This window comes from Nocardioides sp. GCM10023255, assembly GCF_042653125.1.
Taxonomy (GTDB): domain Bacteria; phylum Actinomycetota; class Actinomycetes; order Propionibacteriales; family Nocardioidaceae; genus Nocardioides.
The window spans coordinates 167,077-186,212 of the sequence record NZ_JBHSHU010000010.1; the positions used below are offsets into that span (position 1 = coordinate 167,077).

Annotated in this window: 18 protein-coding genes; 6 read left to right on the forward strand and 12 right to left on the reverse strand. The window is 73.7% G+C overall.

Annotated features, from left to right (window positions below; genetic code table 11):
• The first annotated feature begins 25 nt into the window (after positions 1-25).
• Complete coding sequence (locus ACFO9I_RS17415; RefSeq protein ID WP_379183122.1) at positions 26-1,378, forward strand: hypothetical protein; 1,353 nt, start codon at positions 26-28, stop codon at positions 1,376-1,378.
• A gap of 111 nt (positions 1,379-1,489) precedes the next feature.
• Here the strand turns inward: ACFO9I_RS17415 and ACFO9I_RS17420 are convergent, their stop codons facing one another.
• From ACFO9I_RS17420 to ACFO9I_RS17445, 6 genes are all read right to left on the reverse strand, one after another.
• On the reverse strand, positions 1,490-2,353 hold the full coding sequence (locus ACFO9I_RS17420) for a hypothetical protein (RefSeq protein WP_379183124.1): 864 nt from the start codon (positions 2,351-2,353) through the stop codon (positions 1,490-1,492).
• Positions 2,354-2,471: 118 nt separating this feature from the next.
• Positions 2,472-3,515 carry an NAD-dependent epimerase/dehydratase family protein gene (locus ACFO9I_RS17425; protein WP_379183126.1) on the reverse strand — a complete coding sequence of 348 codons (1,044 nt, stop codon included), beginning with the start codon at positions 3,513-3,515 and terminating at the stop codon, positions 2,472-2,474.
• Positions 3,512-4,321, reverse strand: a complete 810-nt coding sequence (locus tag ACFO9I_RS17430) for an S-methyl-5'-thioadenosine phosphorylase (protein ID WP_379183128.1) — start codon at positions 4,319-4,321, stop codon at positions 3,512-3,514. Before ACFO9I_RS17430 ends, ACFO9I_RS17425 begins: the two co-directional genes overlap by 4 nt.
• A gap of 5 nt (positions 4,322-4,326) precedes the next feature.
• Complete coding sequence (locus ACFO9I_RS17435; RefSeq protein WP_379183130.1) at positions 4,327-5,586, reverse strand: MFS transporter; 1,260 nt, start codon at positions 5,584-5,586, stop codon at positions 4,327-4,329.
• Entirely contained in the window at positions 5,583-5,777 is a 195-nt protein-coding gene (locus ACFO9I_RS17440; RefSeq protein ID WP_379183132.1) for a DUF3046 domain-containing protein, read from the reverse strand. The genes ACFO9I_RS17435 and ACFO9I_RS17440 overlap by 4 nt, the downstream gene beginning before the upstream one ends.
• Entirely contained in the window at positions 5,774-6,922 is a 1,149-nt protein-coding gene (locus ACFO9I_RS17445; protein WP_379183134.1) for a class I SAM-dependent methyltransferase, read from the reverse strand. The genes ACFO9I_RS17440 and ACFO9I_RS17445 overlap by 4 nt, the downstream gene beginning before the upstream one ends.
• Before the next feature lie 71 nt (positions 6,923-6,993).
• On the opposite strand from ACFO9I_RS17445, the gene ACFO9I_RS17450 reads away from it, so the two are divergent.
• Positions 6,994-7,482 (forward strand): GNAT family N-acetyltransferase, encoded by a 489-nt coding sequence (locus ACFO9I_RS17450; RefSeq protein WP_379183136.1) that lies wholly within the window; start codon positions 6,994-6,996, stop codon positions 7,480-7,482.
• Positions 7,483-7,548: 66 nt separating this feature from the next.
• Here the strand turns inward: ACFO9I_RS17450 and ACFO9I_RS17455 are convergent, their stop codons facing one another.
• The 3 genes from ACFO9I_RS17455 to ACFO9I_RS17465 are packed head-to-tail and all read right to left on the reverse strand — an operon-like array spanning position 7,549 to position 10,105.
• On the reverse strand, positions 7,549-8,355 hold the full coding sequence (locus tag ACFO9I_RS17455; protein ID WP_379183657.1) for an ABC transporter permease: 807 nt from the start codon (positions 8,353-8,355) through the stop codon (positions 7,549-7,551).
• Between the two features lie 2 nt (positions 8,356-8,357).
• On the reverse strand, positions 8,358-9,179 hold the full coding sequence (locus ACFO9I_RS17460) for an ABC transporter permease (RefSeq protein ID WP_379183138.1): 822 nt from the start codon (positions 9,177-9,179) through the stop codon (positions 8,358-8,360).
• Positions 9,179-10,105, reverse strand: coding sequence for an ABC transporter ATP-binding protein (locus ACFO9I_RS17465; RefSeq protein WP_379183659.1), 927 nt, complete (start codon positions 10,103-10,105; stop codon positions 9,179-9,181). Before ACFO9I_RS17465 ends, ACFO9I_RS17460 begins: the two co-directional genes overlap by 1 nt.
• Positions 10,106-10,277: 172 nt before the next feature.
• Between ACFO9I_RS17465 and ACFO9I_RS17470 the strand changes: the two genes are divergently transcribed.
• The 3 genes from ACFO9I_RS17470 to ACFO9I_RS17480 all read left to right on the forward strand — a co-directional run bounded on the left by ACFO9I_RS17470 (position 10,278) and on the right by ACFO9I_RS17480 (position 17,107).
• Complete coding sequence (locus ACFO9I_RS17470; RefSeq protein WP_379183140.1) at positions 10,278-10,967, forward strand: hypothetical protein; 690 nt, start codon at positions 10,278-10,280, stop codon at positions 10,965-10,967.
• A 760-nt stretch (positions 10,968-11,727) separates the two neighbouring features.
• Positions 11,728-16,308 (forward strand): ATP-dependent helicase, encoded by a 4,581-nt coding sequence (locus ACFO9I_RS17475; RefSeq protein WP_379183142.1) that lies wholly within the window; start codon positions 11,728-11,730, stop codon positions 16,306-16,308.
• Complete coding sequence (locus tag ACFO9I_RS17480; RefSeq protein WP_379183144.1) at positions 16,301-17,107, forward strand: DNA-formamidopyrimidine glycosylase family protein; 807 nt, start codon at positions 16,301-16,303, stop codon at positions 17,105-17,107. Before ACFO9I_RS17475 ends, ACFO9I_RS17480 begins: the two co-directional genes overlap by 8 nt.
• Positions 17,108-17,116: 9 nt before the next feature.
• Here the strand turns inward: ACFO9I_RS17480 and ACFO9I_RS17485 are convergent, their stop codons facing one another.
• Genes ACFO9I_RS17485 through ACFO9I_RS17495 form a run of 3 tightly spaced genes read right to left on the reverse strand, consistent with a single transcriptional unit; the run spans position 17,117 to position 18,301 of the window.
• Positions 17,117-17,425: a helix-turn-helix domain-containing protein gene (locus tag ACFO9I_RS17485; RefSeq protein WP_379183146.1), complete on the reverse strand. Its 309-nt coding sequence runs from the start codon at positions 17,423-17,425 to the stop codon at positions 17,117-17,119.
• 44 nt (positions 17,426-17,469) lie between these two features.
• On the reverse strand, positions 17,470-17,958 hold the full coding sequence (locus tag ACFO9I_RS17490) for a CinA family protein (RefSeq protein WP_379183148.1): 489 nt from the start codon (positions 17,956-17,958) through the stop codon (positions 17,470-17,472).
• A 31-nt stretch (positions 17,959-17,989) separates the two neighbouring features.
• Positions 17,990-18,301: a PepSY domain-containing protein gene (locus ACFO9I_RS17495; protein WP_379183150.1), complete on the reverse strand. Its 312-nt coding sequence runs from the start codon at positions 18,299-18,301 to the stop codon at positions 17,990-17,992.
• Positions 18,302-18,457: 156 nt separating this feature from the next.
• Here ACFO9I_RS17495 and ACFO9I_RS17500 point away from each other — a divergent pair, with 156 nt between their 5' ends.
• Positions 18,458-19,135 (forward strand): response regulator transcription factor, encoded by a 678-nt coding sequence (locus tag ACFO9I_RS17500; RefSeq protein WP_379183151.1) that lies wholly within the window; start codon positions 18,458-18,460, stop codon positions 19,133-19,135.
• Position 19,136 lies beyond the last annotated feature (1 nt).

A 19,136-nucleotide genomic window follows, 5' to 3' on the forward strand; every position in this document is an offset into this window, starting at 1 on the left:
TTCGGGGCACCCTAGGGTGACGGGCATGGCGACGACCGAGCTGCGCGCGCCGACGGTCACCCGCCGGGCCGTCGCCCCGTGGGTCGGCCTCGGCGCTGCCCTGGTGCTCGTGGCCGCTGCCCTCGCCGTGCCGCCGCTGCTCGACTGGGACGTCAGGGCCCGGCTGCACGGCGACCGCGTCCTGCCGCCGCTGCACGGGTTCTGGGACCCGGGCGCCGGTCCCGGCACGGTGCCTGCGGTCGTGCTGGCCCTGCTCGCCTGGCGGTGGGCCGGCTCGTTGTCGCAACGACTGCCCTGGCGCGGGCTGCTCGCGACGTCGTACGCCGCCGGGCTGGCGTGGCTGCTCGCGCTCGCGTACGTCGACGGGTCCTCGGGGATCTCGCGGGTCCTGGGCAACGACGACGAGTACCTGCCGACGGCACGCGCGACCACCGACGTGACCGCGATGCTGCGGGAGTTCGTGGACCGGATCCCGTACGCGGCGCCGGACAACTGGCCCACGCACGTCGCCGGCCATCCACCGGGGGCGCTGCTGGTGTTCGTGGGCCTGGACCGGGTCGGGCTCGGCGGTGACTGGGCCGCGGGCCTGGTGGTGACCGTCGTGGCGGCGAGCACGGCGGTCGCGGTGCTGGTCTGCCTCCGCGCGCTCGGCGCCGAGGCGGCCGCGCGTACTGCCGCGCCGTACCTCGTGCTCGCGCCCGCCGCGGTGTTCATGGCGGTCTCGGCCGACGCGCTGTTCGCCGCCGTCGCCGCCTGGGGGCTCGCCACGCTCGCGCTCGCGGCGACCGCCCGCGGGGCAGGACCGGTGGTGTGCTGGTCGGTGCCGGCCGGGCTGCTGCTGGGCTCGGCGGTGCTGATGTCCTACGGCCTCGTGCTGCTCGGCCTGCCGGCGCTCGCGGTGCTGTGGCTGGCCCGGTCCTGGCGCCCGTTGCCGGTCGCCGCCGCAAGTGCCCTGGCCGTCGTGCTCGCCTTCGCCCTGGGCGGCTTCGCGCTCTGGGAGGCCTACCCGGTGCTCAACGAGCGCTACTGGGACGGCATCGCCGCGGACCGGCCCGCGGCGTACTGGCTGTGGGGCGATCTCGCCGCGCTGGCGATCTGCGCCGGGCCGCTGCTCGGCGCCGGCCTCGCTGCCCTCGTGACCCGGGTCCGCGAGACCCCGAGACAGGTCGTGGTGCTGGTCACCGCCTTCGCGGTCGTGGTGCTGGTCGCCGACCTGTCCCGGATGAGCAAGGCCGAGGTCGAGCGGATCTGGCTGCCGTTCGTGCCGTGGCTGCTGCTCTCGGTGGTGGCCCTCCCCGAGCGCTGGCGCCGGCCCGGCCTCGCGCTCCAGCTCGTCACCGCGCTGGTCGTGCAGCACCTGCTCTACACCAGCTGGTGAGCGCCTCTCGCGCCGCCGGGACGTCATACGTCCTGGTCGTCCCGACGGCCGGCGCGTACGACGTCTCGGGTGGCTGGCCGCCGGGAGGTCGGCGATCTGGGTCGACGGCGGCTAGGAGTGGCTGAGCACCGCGTCGACGTCGATGCGCGGCCGCCCGGTGGTCGCCAGGTTGCGTACGGCGAGGGTGTGGTTGCCGGCTGCGACGCGCCCCCGCCAGACGATCACGCGGTTGCGGTTCGTGGCGGCACGGGAGTCGACCGTCGCGACCAGCGTGTCGTCCACCCGGACCTGGAAGCTGCCCCGACCGGGCCCCTGGGCCATGACGAGCGCGAGCTCCGCGCCGCCCGCACGGGCTGTCATCGTGTACGTCGCAGTGGCGCCGGCCTGCGTGGTGGACATCTGGGACCCACCGGAGGCGCAGGTGCAGCTGGAGGTCGTCCAGGTGCCGGTCCTGGTCATGGGGACGGAGTCCGGCTCGAGGGCCCCGGACACGCCGTTCTGCTGGTAGACGTGCGGCTGGGCCACACCCGAGGCGACGTACTTCGCGTTGTCGGCACCGTCGTACGCCGTGACCGCCCACCCGGACGGCTCCGGGATCCCACCACCACACTCCGCGCGGTAGTCGGTCAGCGTGTCGCGCCAGGGGTCGTCCTCGTAGCTGGGCCAGAAGAAGCTGCTGCCCGGCTCTCCCTCGCCGTCGATCTCCCAGCGGTTGAAGCGCTGCACTCCGGACGGGTCCGACGCGGAGTACTTCACGAGGTAGGGCACGCGCGTGAACTCACCCTCGTCGTCGCACACGTAGCCGCCGAGCCGCGTGACCTGACCGCCGACCTCGAACTGCGGCGTGACCCGCAGCGTCGGTGGCGTGTTGTCAGGCCCGGCTCCGGAGGCGTGCGGCCCACCCGAGACCAGGACCGACCCCACGAGCAGCGCCGCAGAGCTCACGAGCATGGCGGCTGACACCCGAACGGACATGACCGGCTCCCCTCGCCAAGGAATTCACGTCCTGCCTGTGGTGCGACGCTAGGCCGACCTGTCGGACGCCGCGGCGATCGGGCGGAGACCTACCGAGACTTCGGTAGGGCCGGCGGGTTCACGCCCGCAGCGGCGCGGTGGCGAACTCGCGGAGCCCCTGCTCGGGCCGCACCACCGCGGAGAAGCCGAGCCCGGCCCGGGCACGCTCCGGCGAGGCCACGATGTGCCGGACGTCCCCGAGGCGGTAGCCACCCGTGACCTCCGGCGCGATGTCGCGGCCGGTGCCTGCGGCGACCAGGTCGGCCACCCGGCGGATCGGGACCGGCTCGCCCGAGCAGACGTTGTACGCCGCGAACCGGCCGGGGCCATCGGTGGTGACCGCGCGGAGCGCCGCCACGTTGGCCGCCGCAACATCGGAGACGTGCACGAAGTCGCGCATCTGCTCGCCGTCCTCGAACACGCGCGGCGCCTCGCCCCGCTCGAGGCTGGAGCGGAACATCGCCGCGACGCCGGAGTAGGGCGTGTCCCGCGGCATCCCCGGCCCGTAGACGTTGTGGTACCTCAGCGCCACCGCCGACGCGTCGGCCTGCCGCACCCAGGCCGAGGTGTAGTGCTCCTGCGCGACCTTGCTGGCGGCGTAGGAGCTGCGCGGGTCCAGCCGTGCGTCCTCGTCGACCAGCTCCCACCCGAGCGCGGCGCCGCACCGCGGGCAGTGGTTGTCGAAGTCGCCGCTCTCCAGGGCCGCCACCGCGCGCGGGGGCGGCGACTGCACCCCGTGCTCGGCGCAGGCGTAGCGCCCCTCGCCGTAGACCACCATCGAGGAGGCCAGCACCAGCCGGCCCACCCCCGCCTCGTGCATGGCGGCCAGCAGCACCGCCGTGCCGAGGTCGTTGTGGCCGGCGTAGTCGGGCAGGTCGGCCACCGTGGCCCCCGCCCCGACGACCGCGGCCTGGTGGCACACCGCGTCCACGCCAGGCAGGAGGTCGCCCCAGGCGCCGGCGTCGCGGACGTCCAGCCGATGGGTGCCGACCGGCGGCTCGGTGGCGCCGTGTGCCTTGTCCAGCATCAGGTCGACCCGCACGACCTCGTCGCCGGCCGCCTCGAGGGCCGCGCCGACCGCCGTGCCGATGAAGCCGGCGGATCCGGTCAGCAGGACCTTCACGCCCGGGTCCCCGGCACCTCGTAGGTCAGCTCCATGCCGTCGGCCCAGGTCGAGCAGGTGCACCCGTCGGATCCGGGGAGGTGCTCGATGGTGCGGGTCAGCAGCCCCTTGAGCCGCTCGAGGTTCGCGCGGAACCGCGTGAAGACCTCCTCCTGCCCGACACCCGCGCCGACCTCGACGCCGGCGTCCATGTCGGTGACCAGCGCGATCGGCACGTAGCACTGCTGCATCTCGCGGGCCAGCACGGCCTCGGGGTGGCCGGTCATGTTGACCAGCGTCCAGCCCTGGGCGGCGTAGTGGCGCGACTCGGCGCGCGTGGAGAAGCGCGGGCCCTCGATCACGACCATGGTGCCGCCCACCCCGACCGCCGGGTCGGCGGCGGCCACGGCCGTGGAGAGCCGGGGGCAGTAGGGGTCGGCGAAGGGCAGGTGGACCGCCCCGGACTCGACGAAGGTCTGGACACGTCCGCTGGTGCGGTCGACCAGCTGGTCGGGCACCACCACGTCGCCGGGCGCCACCTCGTCGCGCAGGCCGCCGACGGCGCACGGTGCGAGCACCTGGCGGACGCCGAGCGAGCGCAGGGCCCACAGGTTCGCGCGGTAGTTGATCCGGTGCGGCGGAAGCTCGTGCCCCGTCCCGTGCCGCGGCAGGAACGCCACCCGTCGGCCCGCGACGGTCCCGACCGCGATCGGCGCCGACGGGGCGCCGTACGGCGTGTCGACCACCCGCTCGTCGGGGCCGTCGAGGAAGGAGTAGAAGCCGGTGCCGCCGATGACGGCGATGCCCACGGGGTCGCTGCTGCTCATGGCCGTCACTCTGCCAGCCGGCGTGAACCGGCCGCGGACACCACCACCGCCGACACCAGCGCCGCGGACAGCCAGGCGAGCGTGGCGTAGCCCCACGTGCCGACGACGACACCGGCCAGGCCGCCGGCCGCCGCGGCCGTCACGCCCATGACCAGGTCGGCGGCTCCCTGCACGTCCGCGCGCACGTCGAGCGGGGCGTGGTCGGCGATGAGGGTCGAGGCCGACACCGTCGCGAACGACCAGCCCAGCCCGAGCAGGAACAGGCCGGAGAAGATCTGCCAGGAGCTGCCCTCCGGGGACTGGGCGCACAGCACCAGCGACACCGCCAGCAGCACCGCGCCGACCGCCAGAGTGACGGCCCGGCCCTGGCGGTCGGCCGCCATCCCGACCAGCGGCGAGAACGCGAACATGCCGAGCACGTGCACGCTGATGACGATCCCGATCACGCGCAGCTCGGCTCCGCCGTGCTCCATGTGCAGCGGCGTCATCACCATCACCGACACCATCACCGCGTGCGCGGCGGCCAGGCCGGCCACGGCGTAGGCGAGGACGGGGCGCTCCCGCACCGCCCCCACGACCCGGCTCCAGGACGTCCCGGACGGGGCCGCCGCGCTCACGCCGGCGGCCTCGCGGGCCAGCAGCAGCGGGTCGGGGCGCAGGAACACGGCGATGACGACCGCGGCGCCGACCATCCCGATGCTGCCCAGCGCGAACGGTCCGGTCAGCTCCGGGATGCCGAGCTGCCGGGCGAACGCCCCGGCCGGCCCGGTCAGGTTCGGCCCGGCCACCGCGCCGATCGTCGACGCCCAGACCACCGTGGACAGGGACCGCGCCCGGTGCTGGGCCAGCGCGAGGTCGGTGGCGGCGTAGCGGGACCCGCTGTTGGCCGCGGTCGTGGCCCCGAGCAGGATCGCGCCGACCAGCAGCAGCGCCATCGAGCCGACCACGCCCGAGAGCACGGCCAGCACCGCACCGCCGGCGCCGAGCGCGTACCCGAGGACCAGCCCGACCCGACGGCCGCGGCGCGACATCAGCCGGGCCAGCAGGTAGGAGGCCACGGCGGCGCCGAGCACCTGGCAGGTCTGCGCGAGGCCGGCCTGCTGCTCGGAGCCGGAGAGGTCGCGCGCCAGCAACGAGGCGGTCGCGATACCGATGGTGATGCCCATGGCACCCACCGCCTGGGCCACCACCAGGGTCACCAGCGTCCGCCGCTGGGCGGCGGCCAGGTGGTCAGGTGCCGCCGTCGGGCTGTCGGGAGCGCTCACCGCTCGGAGGGCGGCAGGTCCAGGGCACGCCAGACGGCCGCCCAGACCTCCTTCGGCGGGACCCCCGCGTCCAGCGCCTCCGAGGCGGTGCGGCCGCCGAGGTCGCCCATCACGAACTGGTCGGCCCACGAGCGCGCGTACGCGACCCCCAGCGCCGACTCCATCCGGGCCCAGAACTCCGTGTGCCTCATGCGTCCTTCCTGGTGGCCAGCACGCCGAGCCACCTGTCACCTCGCAGGCCGTCGTGACGACGGAGCTCGTCCACCGACCAGCCGGCGCCCTCCAGCACCCGCCGCAGCGGCTCCTCGCGCCAGAGCACGAACAGCCTCGGAGCAGCCACGTTGCCGTGGGTGGACCAGACCTCGCCGTCGCCCTCCTTGAGCGAGACGTGGAGGGTACCTCCGGGGCGGGTCGCCTCGGCCAGTCGCCCCAGCACCAGCGGCAGGTCGGCCCGGGCCACGTGCAGCAGGCACGCGCTCGCCCACACGCCGTCGTACGCCGCTCCCCTGCGCTCGGGGTCGGCCAGGTCGTCGGTGGCCGGGTCCAGCAGCTCGGCGCGGTGCCCGGCCGATCGCATCAGCTCCACGAACCCCGGGGACACGTCCGTGCGCCGCACGCTCACTCCGAGCGCCTCCAGCGCGAGGGCGTCCCGGCCCGGCCCGCTGCCCACCTCGAGCACCCGGGCCCCGTCCGGCAGCCGCGCGGCGAACCGGCGCAGCACCTCGTCCACCGTCGCGGGCATGGTGACACTGCCGTCGCGGTAGGCGGACGCCGAGGCGTCGTACGCCGCCACCGTCGCGGCCTTCGCGGCGACGGCGACGTCGTGGGCGTGGTGCACCACGTCGTGCAGGTGGTAGCGGCCCAGGCTGGCCACGGTGAACTCGCTCCCGTCGCTGCGGAACCCCCGCCGCTGCCACGTGTCGCCCGCGACCGCGGCGTAGCGCCGGGCCACCACCGCGGCGGCGTCGACCAGCTCCTCGGCGACGACGGCCGGGTCCTGCTGGGCGTACCGGCTCTCGACCGCGGTCTCGTCCTGATCCCAGTTGGCGAAGCGCGGCTCGTCCTCCTCGACCATCAGCCGCACCCGCTCGTCGAAGACGCGGTGCACGTCACGCACGTGGCAGGCGTACTCCAGCGGGGACCACACGTCGGGCCGCGGCCTGGTCCGGGCGTGCGGCCCCGCCAGGTGCGCCGGCCAGGCACCGGCGTTGGCGCGCAGGGCCTCGGCCAGCGCCTCGACCGGCACGTCGGCGGCGACGAAGCGGCAGTCGGGGCAGGGCTCGCGGAGCACCCACGTCCAGTCCTTGGTGTCGGGCTCGACCCGTGGCAGCGACATGGCGGTCATCCTCCCAACTGTCCGACGGTGACGCCGCGAGCATTCCTGCCAGCCTTGGGTACCTTTCGGCCATGCCGATCCGCCCCGCGACCGAGCAGGACCTCCCTGGGATCAAGGCGATCTACGACGTCGAGGTGCTGCACGGCATCTCGACCTTCGCGACCGAGCCGCCGGACCTGGACTACTGGCGGATCCGGCTGGACAGCACCCACCCCGGAGACCACCTCCTGGTCGCCGAGGACGACGGGCGGGTGCTCGGCTACGCCTACTCGTCGGCGTACCGTCCGCGCGCCGCCTACGCCCGCACCCGGGAGACGTCCGTCTACCTCGCCGGGGACGCCCGCGGTCGCGGCCTCGGGCGCGGCCTGTACGACGCGCTGCTGGCCGCGCTGCGCGCCGACGACGTGCGGCTGGCCGTGGCCGTGGTCGCGTTGCCGAACGACGCGAGCCGCGCCCTGCACCGGGCGTGCGGCTTCTCCTCCGTCGGAGTGCTCCACGACGTCGGCCACAAGCTCGGCCGCTGGATCGACACCGAGCTCTTCGAGCTGCGGCTCGCGTGAGCAGCCTCCGGTGAGCAGCCGTCAGGTGAGCAGCCCTTAGGTGAGCAGCCCTCAGGTGAGCAGCCCTCAGGTGAGCAGCAGGGCGTCGAGCCGCCGGCGCACGATCGCCAGGCCGACCAGCCCCATCGCCACGAGGTAGACCACGGAGACCAGGGAGCCCCACGAGACGGCCCCGGTCGTGAGCTCGCGGCACAGCACCACGCCGCGGTAGAGCGGCGTGCACTCCACGACCCAGCGGACCACGGGGGGGAACGCGGTGACCGGGAAGAAGGTCGCCGAGAAGAGGAACATCGGCAGCGTCGCCAGGGTGACGAACTCGAAGTCCTGCCAGCTGCGCATGAACGTGGTCAGCGCCATGCAGATGCCACCGAACGCGAGCCCGATCAGGAGCGTCGCCGGCACCACCAGCACCGCCCACCAGGAGCTGACCAGTCCCATGGCGACCATCACCAGCAGGAACGCGGCGGAGTAGATCCCGCCCCGCAGCAGCGACCAGCTCAGCTCGCCGCGGGCGATGTCCATCGTGGACAGCGGCGTGGCCAGCATCTGGTCGAAGAGCTTGTTGTACTTCAGCTTGAAGAAGAAGTTGAACGTCGAGTCGAGCAGGGAGCCGTTCATCGCCGAGGCGGCGAGCATCCCGGGCGCCACGAACTCGGCGTACGGGATCTGCTGGCCGTTGAACTCGAACCCGGTGACCAGCTGGCCGACGCCGACCCCGATCGAGAAGAGGTAGAACACCGGCTCGAGGAAGCCGCTGACGAAGATGTACCAGGCGCGCCGGTAGGCCAGGTAGTTGCGGTAGACCAGCAGCCAGGTGGCGTCCGTGGCCGAGAGCGGGGAGGCGGCCGCGCGGCCGACGCTCGTGGTCAGCATGCTCACGCGATCATCCTCTTCTGCAGGCGGTGGACGGCCCAGAACCAGCCGGCGAGGGTCAGCGCCACCAGGTAGGCGACGTGGACGGCGGCCAGGGTCCAGTCGACCTCGCCGAGGGTGAGCATCCGGGTCAGGTCGACGCCGTGCCAGAGCGGCGTCACCCTCGCCAGCGCCTCCATCCAGGCGTCGAGGTTGGTGATCGGGAAGAACGCTCCGGAGAACAGGAAGAGCGGGATCATCCCGAGCCGGAACACCAGCGCGAAGGCGCTCTCGTCCTTCAGCCCCGCCGTGAACGCATAGATCGGGGTCGCGAAGGCCGCCCCGATCAGCAGCTGCACGAAGAACGCGCCGATCACGCCCGGCACCGACTCGAAGACACCGAACGGCGCCATCACCGCCAGGAAGACCGCGCAGGTCAGGCCGACCCGGAAGAGCACGAAGCCGAGGTGGGCCAGGATCACGTCACGCACGCCCAGTGGACTGGCGATCATGCCGAAGTAGGACTTGTTCCACTTGATCATGCCCATCACCGGGTAGGTGACCTCGCCGAAGACCGTCGTCATGGCCTGCGCGGCGACCATGCCCGGCGCCACGAAGGCGAGGTACGACGTCGCGCCCTCGAGCTGGTCGGGGTCGCCCTCGATGAACCCACCGAGCAGCACCCCCATCGCCAGCACGTAGAGCAGCGGCGTCACGAAGGACGAGATGGCGCTGCCCTTCCAGGTCCGCTTGTAGGCGATCGCCCAGTAGTCGACGAGACGACCGGCGCCGGCGAACGCGTTGGCCGGCGCGGAGGAGGCCGCCGGGTGGTCGAGGCCGGCCATCAGTCGACCAGCGTCCGGCCGGTGAGGCGCAGGAAGACGTCCTCGAGGGTGGACCGGCGGACCAGCACCGCGGCGGGCTCGAGGCCGCGCTCGTGCACCTTCGCGATGACCTCCTCGCCGTCCTCGCTGTAGACCAGCAGCCGGTCGGGCAGCACCTCGACGCGGTCGCCGAGGTCGGCGACCTTCTCCGCCAGCGCCTCGTGGCTCTCCCCGACGTCGGCGACCCCGAAGCGGAGCTCGGCCACCTCGCGGGTGGAGTGGGTGCGGATCAGCTCGAGGGGCGACCCCTCGGCGACGATCACGCCCTTGTCCATCACGACGAGCCGGTCGCACAGCTGCTCGGCCTCGTCCATGTAGTGGGTGGTGAGGACCAGCGTGACGCCCTGCTGCTTGAGCCGGAACAGCCGCTCCCACACGACGTGGCGCGCCTGCGGGTCGAGGCCCGTGGTCGGCTCGTCGAGCAGCAGCACCTCGGGCCGGTTGATCAGCGAGCGGGCGATGGTCAGCCGCCGCTTCATGCCGCCGGAGAGGTCATCGACGCTGGCGCCGGACTTGTCGGTCAGCTGCACGAACTCCAGCAGCTCGTCGACCCGGGAGCGCACCTCCTTGCGCGGCAGCCCGAAGTAGCGGCCGTAGACGTAGAGGTTGTCGCGCACGGTGAGCTCGGTGTCGAGGGTGTCCTCCTGCGGGCACACCCCGATCCGGGCGCGGATCGCCGGGCCGTCGACCGCCGGGTCCAGGCCGAGGATCCGCAGCTCGCCACCGCTCGCCGGCGAGACCGCGGCGACCATCCGCATCGTCGAGGACTTCCCGGCGCCGTTGGGCCCGAGGAATCCGAACGCCTCGCCGCGGCGTACGTCGACGTCGATGCCCAGGACCGCCTCGAAGTCGCCGAACGACTTGCGCAGCCCCCGAGCCAGGATCATGGAATCCGTCACGTCGAGGACCCTACAAACACTCGCCGACAACGCTCACCCGACTTTCGTCCCCCGCGCCCGTCCGGCGGCCGATTGGACCGGGCTGGTCGCCGATCCGGCCGGTCGCTAGTCTCGATCGGACGGGGGTGCCCAGGATCACCGGACCGAAGAAGCTCGACCCGTGCGCGCACGTCTCACACCTGCCCGAGCGCGACTGCCCCTCGCAGCCGCCGCCCTCCTGTCGCTGCCCGCCCTCGTCGCCGTGCCGCCCGCCGCCGCTGCGACCGTCCAGCAGTCCACGTGGAGCTACGACCCGGTCACCAATCGGCTGGTCGGCTCCGGCGGCGAGCTCCCGTTCACCCTCCAGGGCGGCACCGCGGTGGTCGCCGCCGGTGCCCCCGCAGTGAGGTTCACCAAGGCACTCTCCCTGGCGACCTGGACCGGCGACTCGTTCCCGGCCCCCGGCACCGAGGACTTCACCTGGACCGCCGTGATGAGCATGGACAGGCTGAACGCAAGGTCGACACCGAACGTCGCCCAGTTCGGCCTGTACGACGCTCCCCAGATCAAGCTGCAGCTCAGCCAGAAGGGCGTGCCGCAGTGCGTCTTCAACGGCACCGGCGGCCGCCTGAATCTGACCTCCGGCCACGCATCCCTCAACGACGGCGGCGCGCAGCACACCTTCAGCTGCTGGCGCCGCGGCACGACCCTGGGCGTGACCGTGGACTCGCTGAGCACCTCGACGACGTTCGACGTCGGGTCCATCACGCCGACCGGCCGGCCGACCATCGGCAACCGAACGTCGACCGGGAGCGCGAAGGACCAGCTGTTCGGGAAGTTCTGGAGCCTGCGGGTGACGATCGGGTCATAGGTCGTCCGCCGGCGGTGGGGGCGGCCGCGGCTCCGGTCGACGCCCGGCTCTCCGGTTGCCTTCGGTTGCGGTTCTCGGCTGGCTACGGGGGGGGTGGGCTTCGGCCCGGGCCGGCTCCCGGGCTTCGGGGTGCGGTTTGGTCCCCAACCGCATCACTTCGAGCCAAATCGATGCAGTCCCTGACCAATCGGCGCGGCCCATCCGAGCCGACACCGGCCCTGGCTTCCGGTTGGGGTCGGCTCGGGTCTCGGTCCACTCCCGGCCCTGCGGACTCATGCGGGCACGGTCCTCGGCCGGCCACGGGCAGGCGGGCGTCGGCTCGGGCCGGCTCCCGGGCTTCGGGGTGCGGTTTGGTCCCCAACCGCAACGTTTCGGTCGAAATCGATGCAGTCCCTGACCAATCGACGCAGCCCGCCCGAGCCGAGACCGGCCCCGAGGCCTCCGGCTGCGGATTGGTCCCCAACCGCAACACTCCCGGCGCAGCCGGTGCGGTCCCTGACCAATCGACGCTCCCCGCCCGAGCCGACACCGGCCCCTGGCCTCCGGCTGCGGATTGGTCCCCAACCGCAACGTTTCGGTCGAAATCGATGCAGTCCCTGACCAATCGACGCAGCCCGCCCGAGCCGAGACCGGCCCCCAGGCCTCCGGTTGCTGGTTGGTCACCAACCGCACGTCCGAGGGCGTTTTCGACACGGTCCCTGACCATTCGGGAGGGCCGCCGGAACGACCGGCTGTCGGACCCATCGGCAAGGATGGTCGCGTGAGCGACGTACTCGACCGGTTCAGCGAGCCGACCCGCACCTGGTTCGGTGCCGCGTTCGCCTCGCCCACCCCCGCCCAGGCGGGCGCGTGGGAGGCGATCCGCGCCGGCCGGCACGCGCTCGTGGTCGCCCCGACCGGCTCGGGCAAGACGCTGTCGGCGTTCCTGTGGTCCCTCGACCGGCTGCTCACCACGCCGCCCCCGGAGGACAAGGGGCACCGCTGCCGGGTCCTCTACGTCTCGCCCCTCAAGGCGCTCGCGGTCGACGTGGAGCGCAACCTGCGGGCGCCGCTGACCGGCATCCGTCACACCGCCGACCGGCTCGGGACCCCGGTGCCCGACGTCACCGTCGGCCTGCGGTCCGGCGACACCTCGGCGGCCGACCGGCGCCGGCTGACCAGCGCGCCGCCGGACATCCTGATCACCACGCCCGAGTCGCTCTTCCTGATGCTCACCTCCCAGGCCCGCGAGTCGCTGCGCGGGGTGGAGACGGTGATCGTCGACGAGGTGCACGCCGTGGCCGGCTCCAAGCGCGGCGCCCACCTGGCGGTGTCGCTCGAGCGGCTGGACGCCCTGCTCCCCCGCCCCGCGCAGCGCATCGGGCTGAGCGCGACGGTGCGGCCGCTGGAGGAGGTGGCGCGCTTCCTCGGTGGCTCCGCCCCGGTGGAGATCGTGGCGCCGGCCTCGCAGAAGGAGTGGGACCTGAAGGTCGTGGTGCCGGTCGAGGACATGACCGCCCCGGACGACTACGACGAGGACTCCGAGGACCCCCAGCGCGCCCAGTCGATCTGGCCGCACGTGGAGGAGCGGGTGGTCGACCTGGTGGAGGCCCACCGCTCGACGATCGTCTTCGCCAACTCCCGCCGACTGGCCGAGCGGCTGACCGCGAGGCTCAACGAGATCGCCGGCGAGCGCGCGGGCGCGCAGCTCGAGACGGCCGGTGGCCCACCCGCCCAGGTGATGGGCCAGTCGGGGCTCTCGACGAGCTCGACCGACGCCCCGGGCGCCGTCGTCATCGCCAAGGCCCACCACGGCTCGGTCTCGAAGGAGCAGCGCGCGGTCATCGAGGACGACCTCAAGCGCGGCCGGCTCCCCTGCGTCGTCGCGACCAGCAGCCTCGAGCTCGGCATCGACATGGGTGCGGTCGACCTCGTGGTGCAGATCGAGTCACCCCCGAGCGTCGCCAGCGCGCTGCAGCGGGTGGGCCGCGCCGGGCACCAGGTCGGTGAGGTCTCCCGGGGCGTGCTGTTCCCCAAGCACCGCGGCGACCTGGCCCAGACCGCGGTCGCGGTGGAGCGGATGCGCACCGGCGCGATCGAGTCCCTCCGGGTGCCCGCCAACCCGCTCGACGTCCTCGCCCAGCAGGTCGTCGCGGCCACGGCGCTCGAGGCCTGGCAGACCGACGACCTGTTCGAGCTGGTGAAGAGGAGTGCCCCGTTCACGGCGCTGCCGCGATCGGCGTACGACGCCACGCTCGACCTGCTCAGCGGCCGTTACCCGTCCGACGAGTTCGCCGAGCTGCGGCCGAGGATCGTGTGGGACCGGGTCACCGGCGCCCTCACCGGTCGCCCGGGCGCCCAGCGGCTGGCGGTGACCAGTGGCGGCACCATCCCCGACCGTGGCCTCTTCGGCGTCTTCCTCGTCGGGGGCGAGGGACCTGGCCGCCGGGTCGGTGAGCTCGACGAGGAAATGGTCTACGAGTCCCGGGTCGGCGACATCTTCGCGCTCGGCGCCACCAGCTGGCGGATCGAGGACATCACCCACGACCGGGTCCTGGTGACCCCTGCTCCCGGGATCCCCGGTCGGCTGCCGTTCTGGAAGGGCGACGCCCTGGGCCGCCCGGCCGAGCTGGGCGAGGCGATCGGCTCCTTCACCCGCGAGCTCGGCTCCCTCCCGCGGGACCGGGCCGCGGAGCGGGCCCGTGAGGGCGGCCTCGACGAGTGGGCGGCCGGCAACCTCGTGACCTACCTGCACGAGCAGCTCGAGGCGACCAACGCGCTGCCCAGCGACCGGACCCTCCTCGTGGAGCGGTTCCGCGACGAGCTCGGCGACTGGCGCCTGGTGCTCCACTCCCCCTTCGGCACCCCCGTCCACGCCCCGTGGGCGCTGGCCATCAACGCCCGGCTGCGCGAGCGGTACGGCGTGGACGGGCAGGCGGTCGCCTCCGACGACGGCATCGTGATCCGCATCCCCGACACCGACGCCGAGCCGCCGGGCGGCGACGTGGTGGTCTTCGAGGCCGGGGAGATCGAGGACCTCGTCACCCAGGAGGTCGGCGGATCGGCCCTGTTCGCGTCCCGGTTCCGCGAGTGTGCCGCCCGCGCGCTGCTGCTCCCCCGTCGAGACCCCGGCCGCCGCTCGCCGCTGTGGCAGCAGCGTCAGCGCTCCGCGGCGCTGCTGGAGGTCGCGGCGAAGTACCCCTCCTTCCCGATCGTGCTCGAGGCGGTCCGCGAGTGCCTGCAGGACGTCTACGACCTGCCTGCGCTGGTCGCGCTGATGCAGCGCGTGGACCGACGCGAGCTCCAGGTGGTCGACGTGGCCACCCAGGCACCCTCCCCGTTCGCCCGCAGCCTGCTGTTCGGGTACGTCGCCCAGTTCATGTACGAGGGCGACTCCCCCATCGCGGAGCGACGCGCCGCTGCGCTGTCCCTCGACCAGGGGCTGCTCGCCGAGCTCCTCGGCCGCGCCGAGCTGCGCGAGCTGCTCGACCCCGAGGTGCTCGCGGAGGTCGAGGCCGAGCTGCAGCGCCTCGTCCCCGACCGGAAGGCGCGCGACGCCGAGAGTGTCGCCGACCTGCTGCGGGTGCTGGGGCCGCTGACCACCGACGAGGTGGCCGAGCGGTGCGTGGACGGCGCCGACGCCCGGGGCTGGCTGACGAACCTGGCCGATGCCCGCCGGGCCACCGTGGTCCGGATGGGCGGTGAGGAGCGCTGGAGCGCCGTCGAGGACATCGGCCGGCTACGGGACGGGCTCGGAGTCCCGGTCCCGCCCGGCACCCCCGACGCGTTCGCCGAGCCGGTCGAGGACCCGCTCGCCGACCTGGTCGCGCGCTTCGCCCGCACCCACGGGCCGTTCACCACCGAGCAGGTGGCGGCGCGGCTCGGGCTGGGCGGTGCCGTGGTGCGCCACACGCTCCAGCGGCTCGCCGCCCAGGGCCGGGTCCTCGACGGCGAGTTCCGCCCGGCCGGGTCGGGGTCGGAGTGGTGCGACGCCGAGGTGCTGCGCCGGCTGCGTCGCCGCTCCCTCGCCCGGCTCCGCAAGGAGGTCGAGCCGGTCGAGCCGGCGGCCCTGAGCCGCTTCCTCAGCGCCTGGCAGCACATCGCACCCGCCTCGGGTGGTCGCGGCGGGCTGCGCGGGGTCGACGGCGTGCTCTCGGCGATCGACCAGCTGGCCGGCTGCCCGGTGCCCGCGTCGGCGCTCGAGCCGCTGGTCCTGTCCGCGCGCGTGCGCGACTACGAGCCGTCGTACCTCGACGAGCTGACCGCCTCCGGCGAGGTGGTCTGGGCCGGCCACGCGGCGCTGCCCGGCGCCGACGGCTGGGTCTCCCTGCACCTCGCGGACCAGGCCCCGCTGACGCTGCCCGACCCGCAGCCCTTCGAGTTCTCCGAGCTGCACGAGGCGGTCCTGGCCGCGCTCGCACCCGGCGGTGCGTGGTTCTTCCGCCAGCTCGCCGACTCGGTCGGCTCCACGAACGACGCGGCGCTGTCGACAGCGCTGTGGGACCTGGTGTGGGCGGGCCGGATCAGCAACGACACACTGACCCCGCTGCGGGCGCTCACCCGGTCCGGCACACCCAGCCACCGCAGCCGCCGGCCACCGCTGCGCGTGCGCATGTCCTCGACCACCGGCGGCCGGGCCCGGATGCCGGCGCGCAGCGGGCCGCCCGAGACGGCCGGCCGCTGGGCGCTGCTCCCGGAGATCGACACCGACCCCACCCGCCGGGCCCACGCCACCGCCGAGCGGCTGCTGGACCGGCACGGCGTGGTGATCCGGGGCGCCGTGGTCAGCGAGCGCGTCCCCGGCGGCTTCGCCGCGGTCTACAAGGTGCTCTCCGCCTTCGAGGAGACCGGCCGCTGCCGCCGCGGCTACTTCGTCAGCGGTCTCGGCGCCGCCCAGTTCGGCACCGCGGGCGCCGTCGACCGGCTGCGCACGTTCTCCGAGGTGCCCGACGACGCCAAGCCGACCGCGGTGGCGCTCGCCGCGACCGACCCGGCCAACCCCTTCGGTGCCGCGCTGCCCTGGCCCGGCCCGACCGGTTCCGGCACCGAGAAGAGCGGCCACCGCCCGGGCCGCAAGGCCGGGGCGCTGGTCGTGCTGGTCGACGGCGAGCTCGTGCTGTACGTCGAGCGCGGCGGCCGCACCCTGCTGACCTGGTCCGACGACCTCGACCTGCTGGCACCCGCGACGGCCGCCCTCGCCGAGGCCGCCCGCCGCGGCTCACTGGGCCGGATGACGGTCGAGAAGGCCGATGGCGAGCAGCTGCTCGGCTCCGGATCCACGCCGTTGCGGGAGGCGCTCCAGTCCGCCGGCTTCGTCTCCACGCCCAAGGGACTGCGGCTGCGGGTGAGCAGCAGTGCCTGAGGGCGACACCGTCTTCCGGGCGGCCCGGCTGCTGGACCGGCGGCTGTCGGGCCAGGTCCTGCTGCGCACCGACTTCCGGGTGCCGCAGCTGGCCACGGCCGACCTCGCCGGGGGCATCGTCCGCGAGACCGTCTCGCGTGGCAAGCACCTGCTGACCCGCGTCGACGGCTCCGACCAGGCGTGGACGCTGCACACCCACCTGAAGATGGAGGGTGCCTGGCGCGTCTACGAGCCCGGTGGCCGGTGGCGGCGGCCGGCCCACCAGGCACGCGTGGTGCTCGCCACCGGGAAGGCCGAGGCGGTGGGCTTCTCCCTCGGGATCGTCGAGCTGCTGCCACGCGACCGGGAGGACGAGGCGGTCGGCCACCTCGGGCCCGACCTGCTCGGACCCGACTGGGACGAGGACGAGGCGCTGCGCCGGCTGCGCGAGGACCCGTCCCGCCCCCTCAACGAGGCCCTGCTGGACCAGTCGCGTCTCGCCGGGATCGGCAACATGTACATGGCCGAGCTGTGCTTCACCAGCGGCCTGCACCCGCGCACGCCCGTCGGCGACGTGTCCGCCCTTCCCCGGCTGGTACGCCGCGCCAAGCAGATGCTCGAGCTCAACAAGGAGCGCCCGGTGCAGTCGACCACCGGTGACCTGCGGGAGCGTGAGCGGCTGTGGGTCTACCGGCGCGACAAGAGCCCGTGCCGACGGTGCGGCACGCCCGTCCGGGTCGAGATGACGGGCCCGCCGGGGCGTGAGCGGGCGACGTACTGGTGCCCGTCGTGCCAGCCGAGCCCCGAGCCGGGCGGCTGAGGCTGCCGGTCAGGCGGCGGAGGCCACGACCTCGCCGGCCCGGGAGCGGGCGCTGACCGAGATCGGCGTGGCGGCGGCGGCCGCCTCCTCGAGGGCGACGGCGTCGGAGACCTCGCGCAGCACGTCGGAGAGCGGCGCCTCCAGGGCCAGGCAGAGCGAGGCGAGCAGCTCGGAGGAGGCTTCCTTCTGGCCGCGCTCGATCTCGGAGATGTAGCCCAGGCTGACCCGGGCCTCCGCGGAGACCTCGCGCAGGGTCATGCCGCGCTGGATGCGACGGTCGCGGAGCACGTCGCCGAGAAGCCGACGGAACAGCACCATGCGCCTCTCCTTTCCTCCGAGCGGGCCGAACTGCTGGTGCAACGCTACCCGAGAGGCGTTTCTTCCTTCACCAGGATCGCGACAAGTGCCTCGAGCGCCTTGGTGCAGGTCTGCTCCTGGACCTGCTCGCGGCCCCCGTCGAGGTGCAGCTCGACGGCCTCGAGCAGGCCGGGGCCGGAGATGCCGACGAAGACGGTGCCGGGGGCCTTGCCCTCCTGCTCGGTGGGGCCGGCGACCCCGGTGGTGCTCAGCCCGAACGACGCCCCGGTCAACGCCCGGACCCCGGACGCCATCGCCGTCGCGCACTCCGCGGACACCACGCCGTGCCGCTCGATGACCGTGCCGGGGACGTCGAGCACCGACGCCTTGACCTCGGTCGCGTACGTGACCACGCCGCCCAGGTAGGTCTCGGACGCACCGGGGACGTCGGTGAAGTGGACCGCGAGCCGGCCCCCGGTCAGCGACTCGGCGGTGGCGATGCTGTGGCCGGCGGCGCGCAGCAGCAGGTGGACCCGGGTGTCGAGATCGGTCATGCCCGGGATGCTAGACGCCCGCCCACGCCGCTCAGCCCTCGCCGTCGCCCTCGATCACGACCACCCGGTAGTGCTGGTCGAGCCGCACGTCGACGGTGTCACCGTCCGGTTCGGTCACCTCGACCTCGTACGTCGCGCCGTTCTCCGAGTCGGTCTCGACGCTGTTCGCGGTGCCGCCCCCGGTCGCCTCCAGCGCAGCCTTGGTGGCTGCGTCCGCCTGCTCCTGGGTGTAGTCGTGACTGGCAGCCCCGTCGTCACCGTTGCCGGCGATGGCGACGCCCCCGGCGGTCGCGACGGCGGCGGTCGCCAGCCCGGCCCCGATCGCCCACACACGCTTCCTCATCGTCGATCCCCTCTCGTCGTGCCCCTAGCCTGCCCCTTGCCTGCCCCCACCCTCCCCCGGGCCGGCTGAAGCCCTCCTGAAGACGCTCCGTCGCCGCGGGTGCTCCTTCAGGCCGCGTTCAGCGGGCGCTCAGCGGATCCGTGCCACGCTGGGGCCATGCGACTCCTGGTGGTCGAGGACGACAAGCAGCTCGCGACGGCGCTGCGCCGCGGCCTGGAGAGCGAGGGGTACGCCGTCGACGTGGCCCTGGACGGGACCGACGGTGAGTGGCTGGCCCAGGAGAACGAGTACGACGCGATGGTGCTCGACGTGATGCTGCCGGGCCTGCGCGGGGACGAGCTGTGCGCCCGGCGCCGCGAGGCCGGGGACTGGACCCCGATCCTGATGCTCACCGCCCGGGCGGGGCCGGAGCAGGAGACCCGGGCGCTCGACGCCGGCGCGGACGACTTCCTCGCCAAGCCGTTCTCGTTCATGGTCCTGGTGGCGAGGTTGCGGGCGCTGACCCGTCGCGGCCGGCACGAGCGGCCCACCATGCTGACCGCCGGCGACCTCCGGCTGGACCCGGCCGGTCACCGCGTCTGGCGCGGGGAGACGCCCGTGGAGCTGACGCCGCGCCAGTTCTCGATGCTGGAGTTCCTGCTGCGCCGGGCGGGCGAGGTCGTCTCCAAGGCGACGATCCTCGGCCACGTCTGGGACTTCTCGTTCGACGGTGACCCCAACATCGTCGAGGTCTACGTCCGCCAGCTCCGCCAGCGCATCGACGAGCCGTTCGGCCGTACGAGCCTCCAGACCGTCCGCCTGGTCGGCTACCGGCTGGACCCGGACGGTGGCTGAC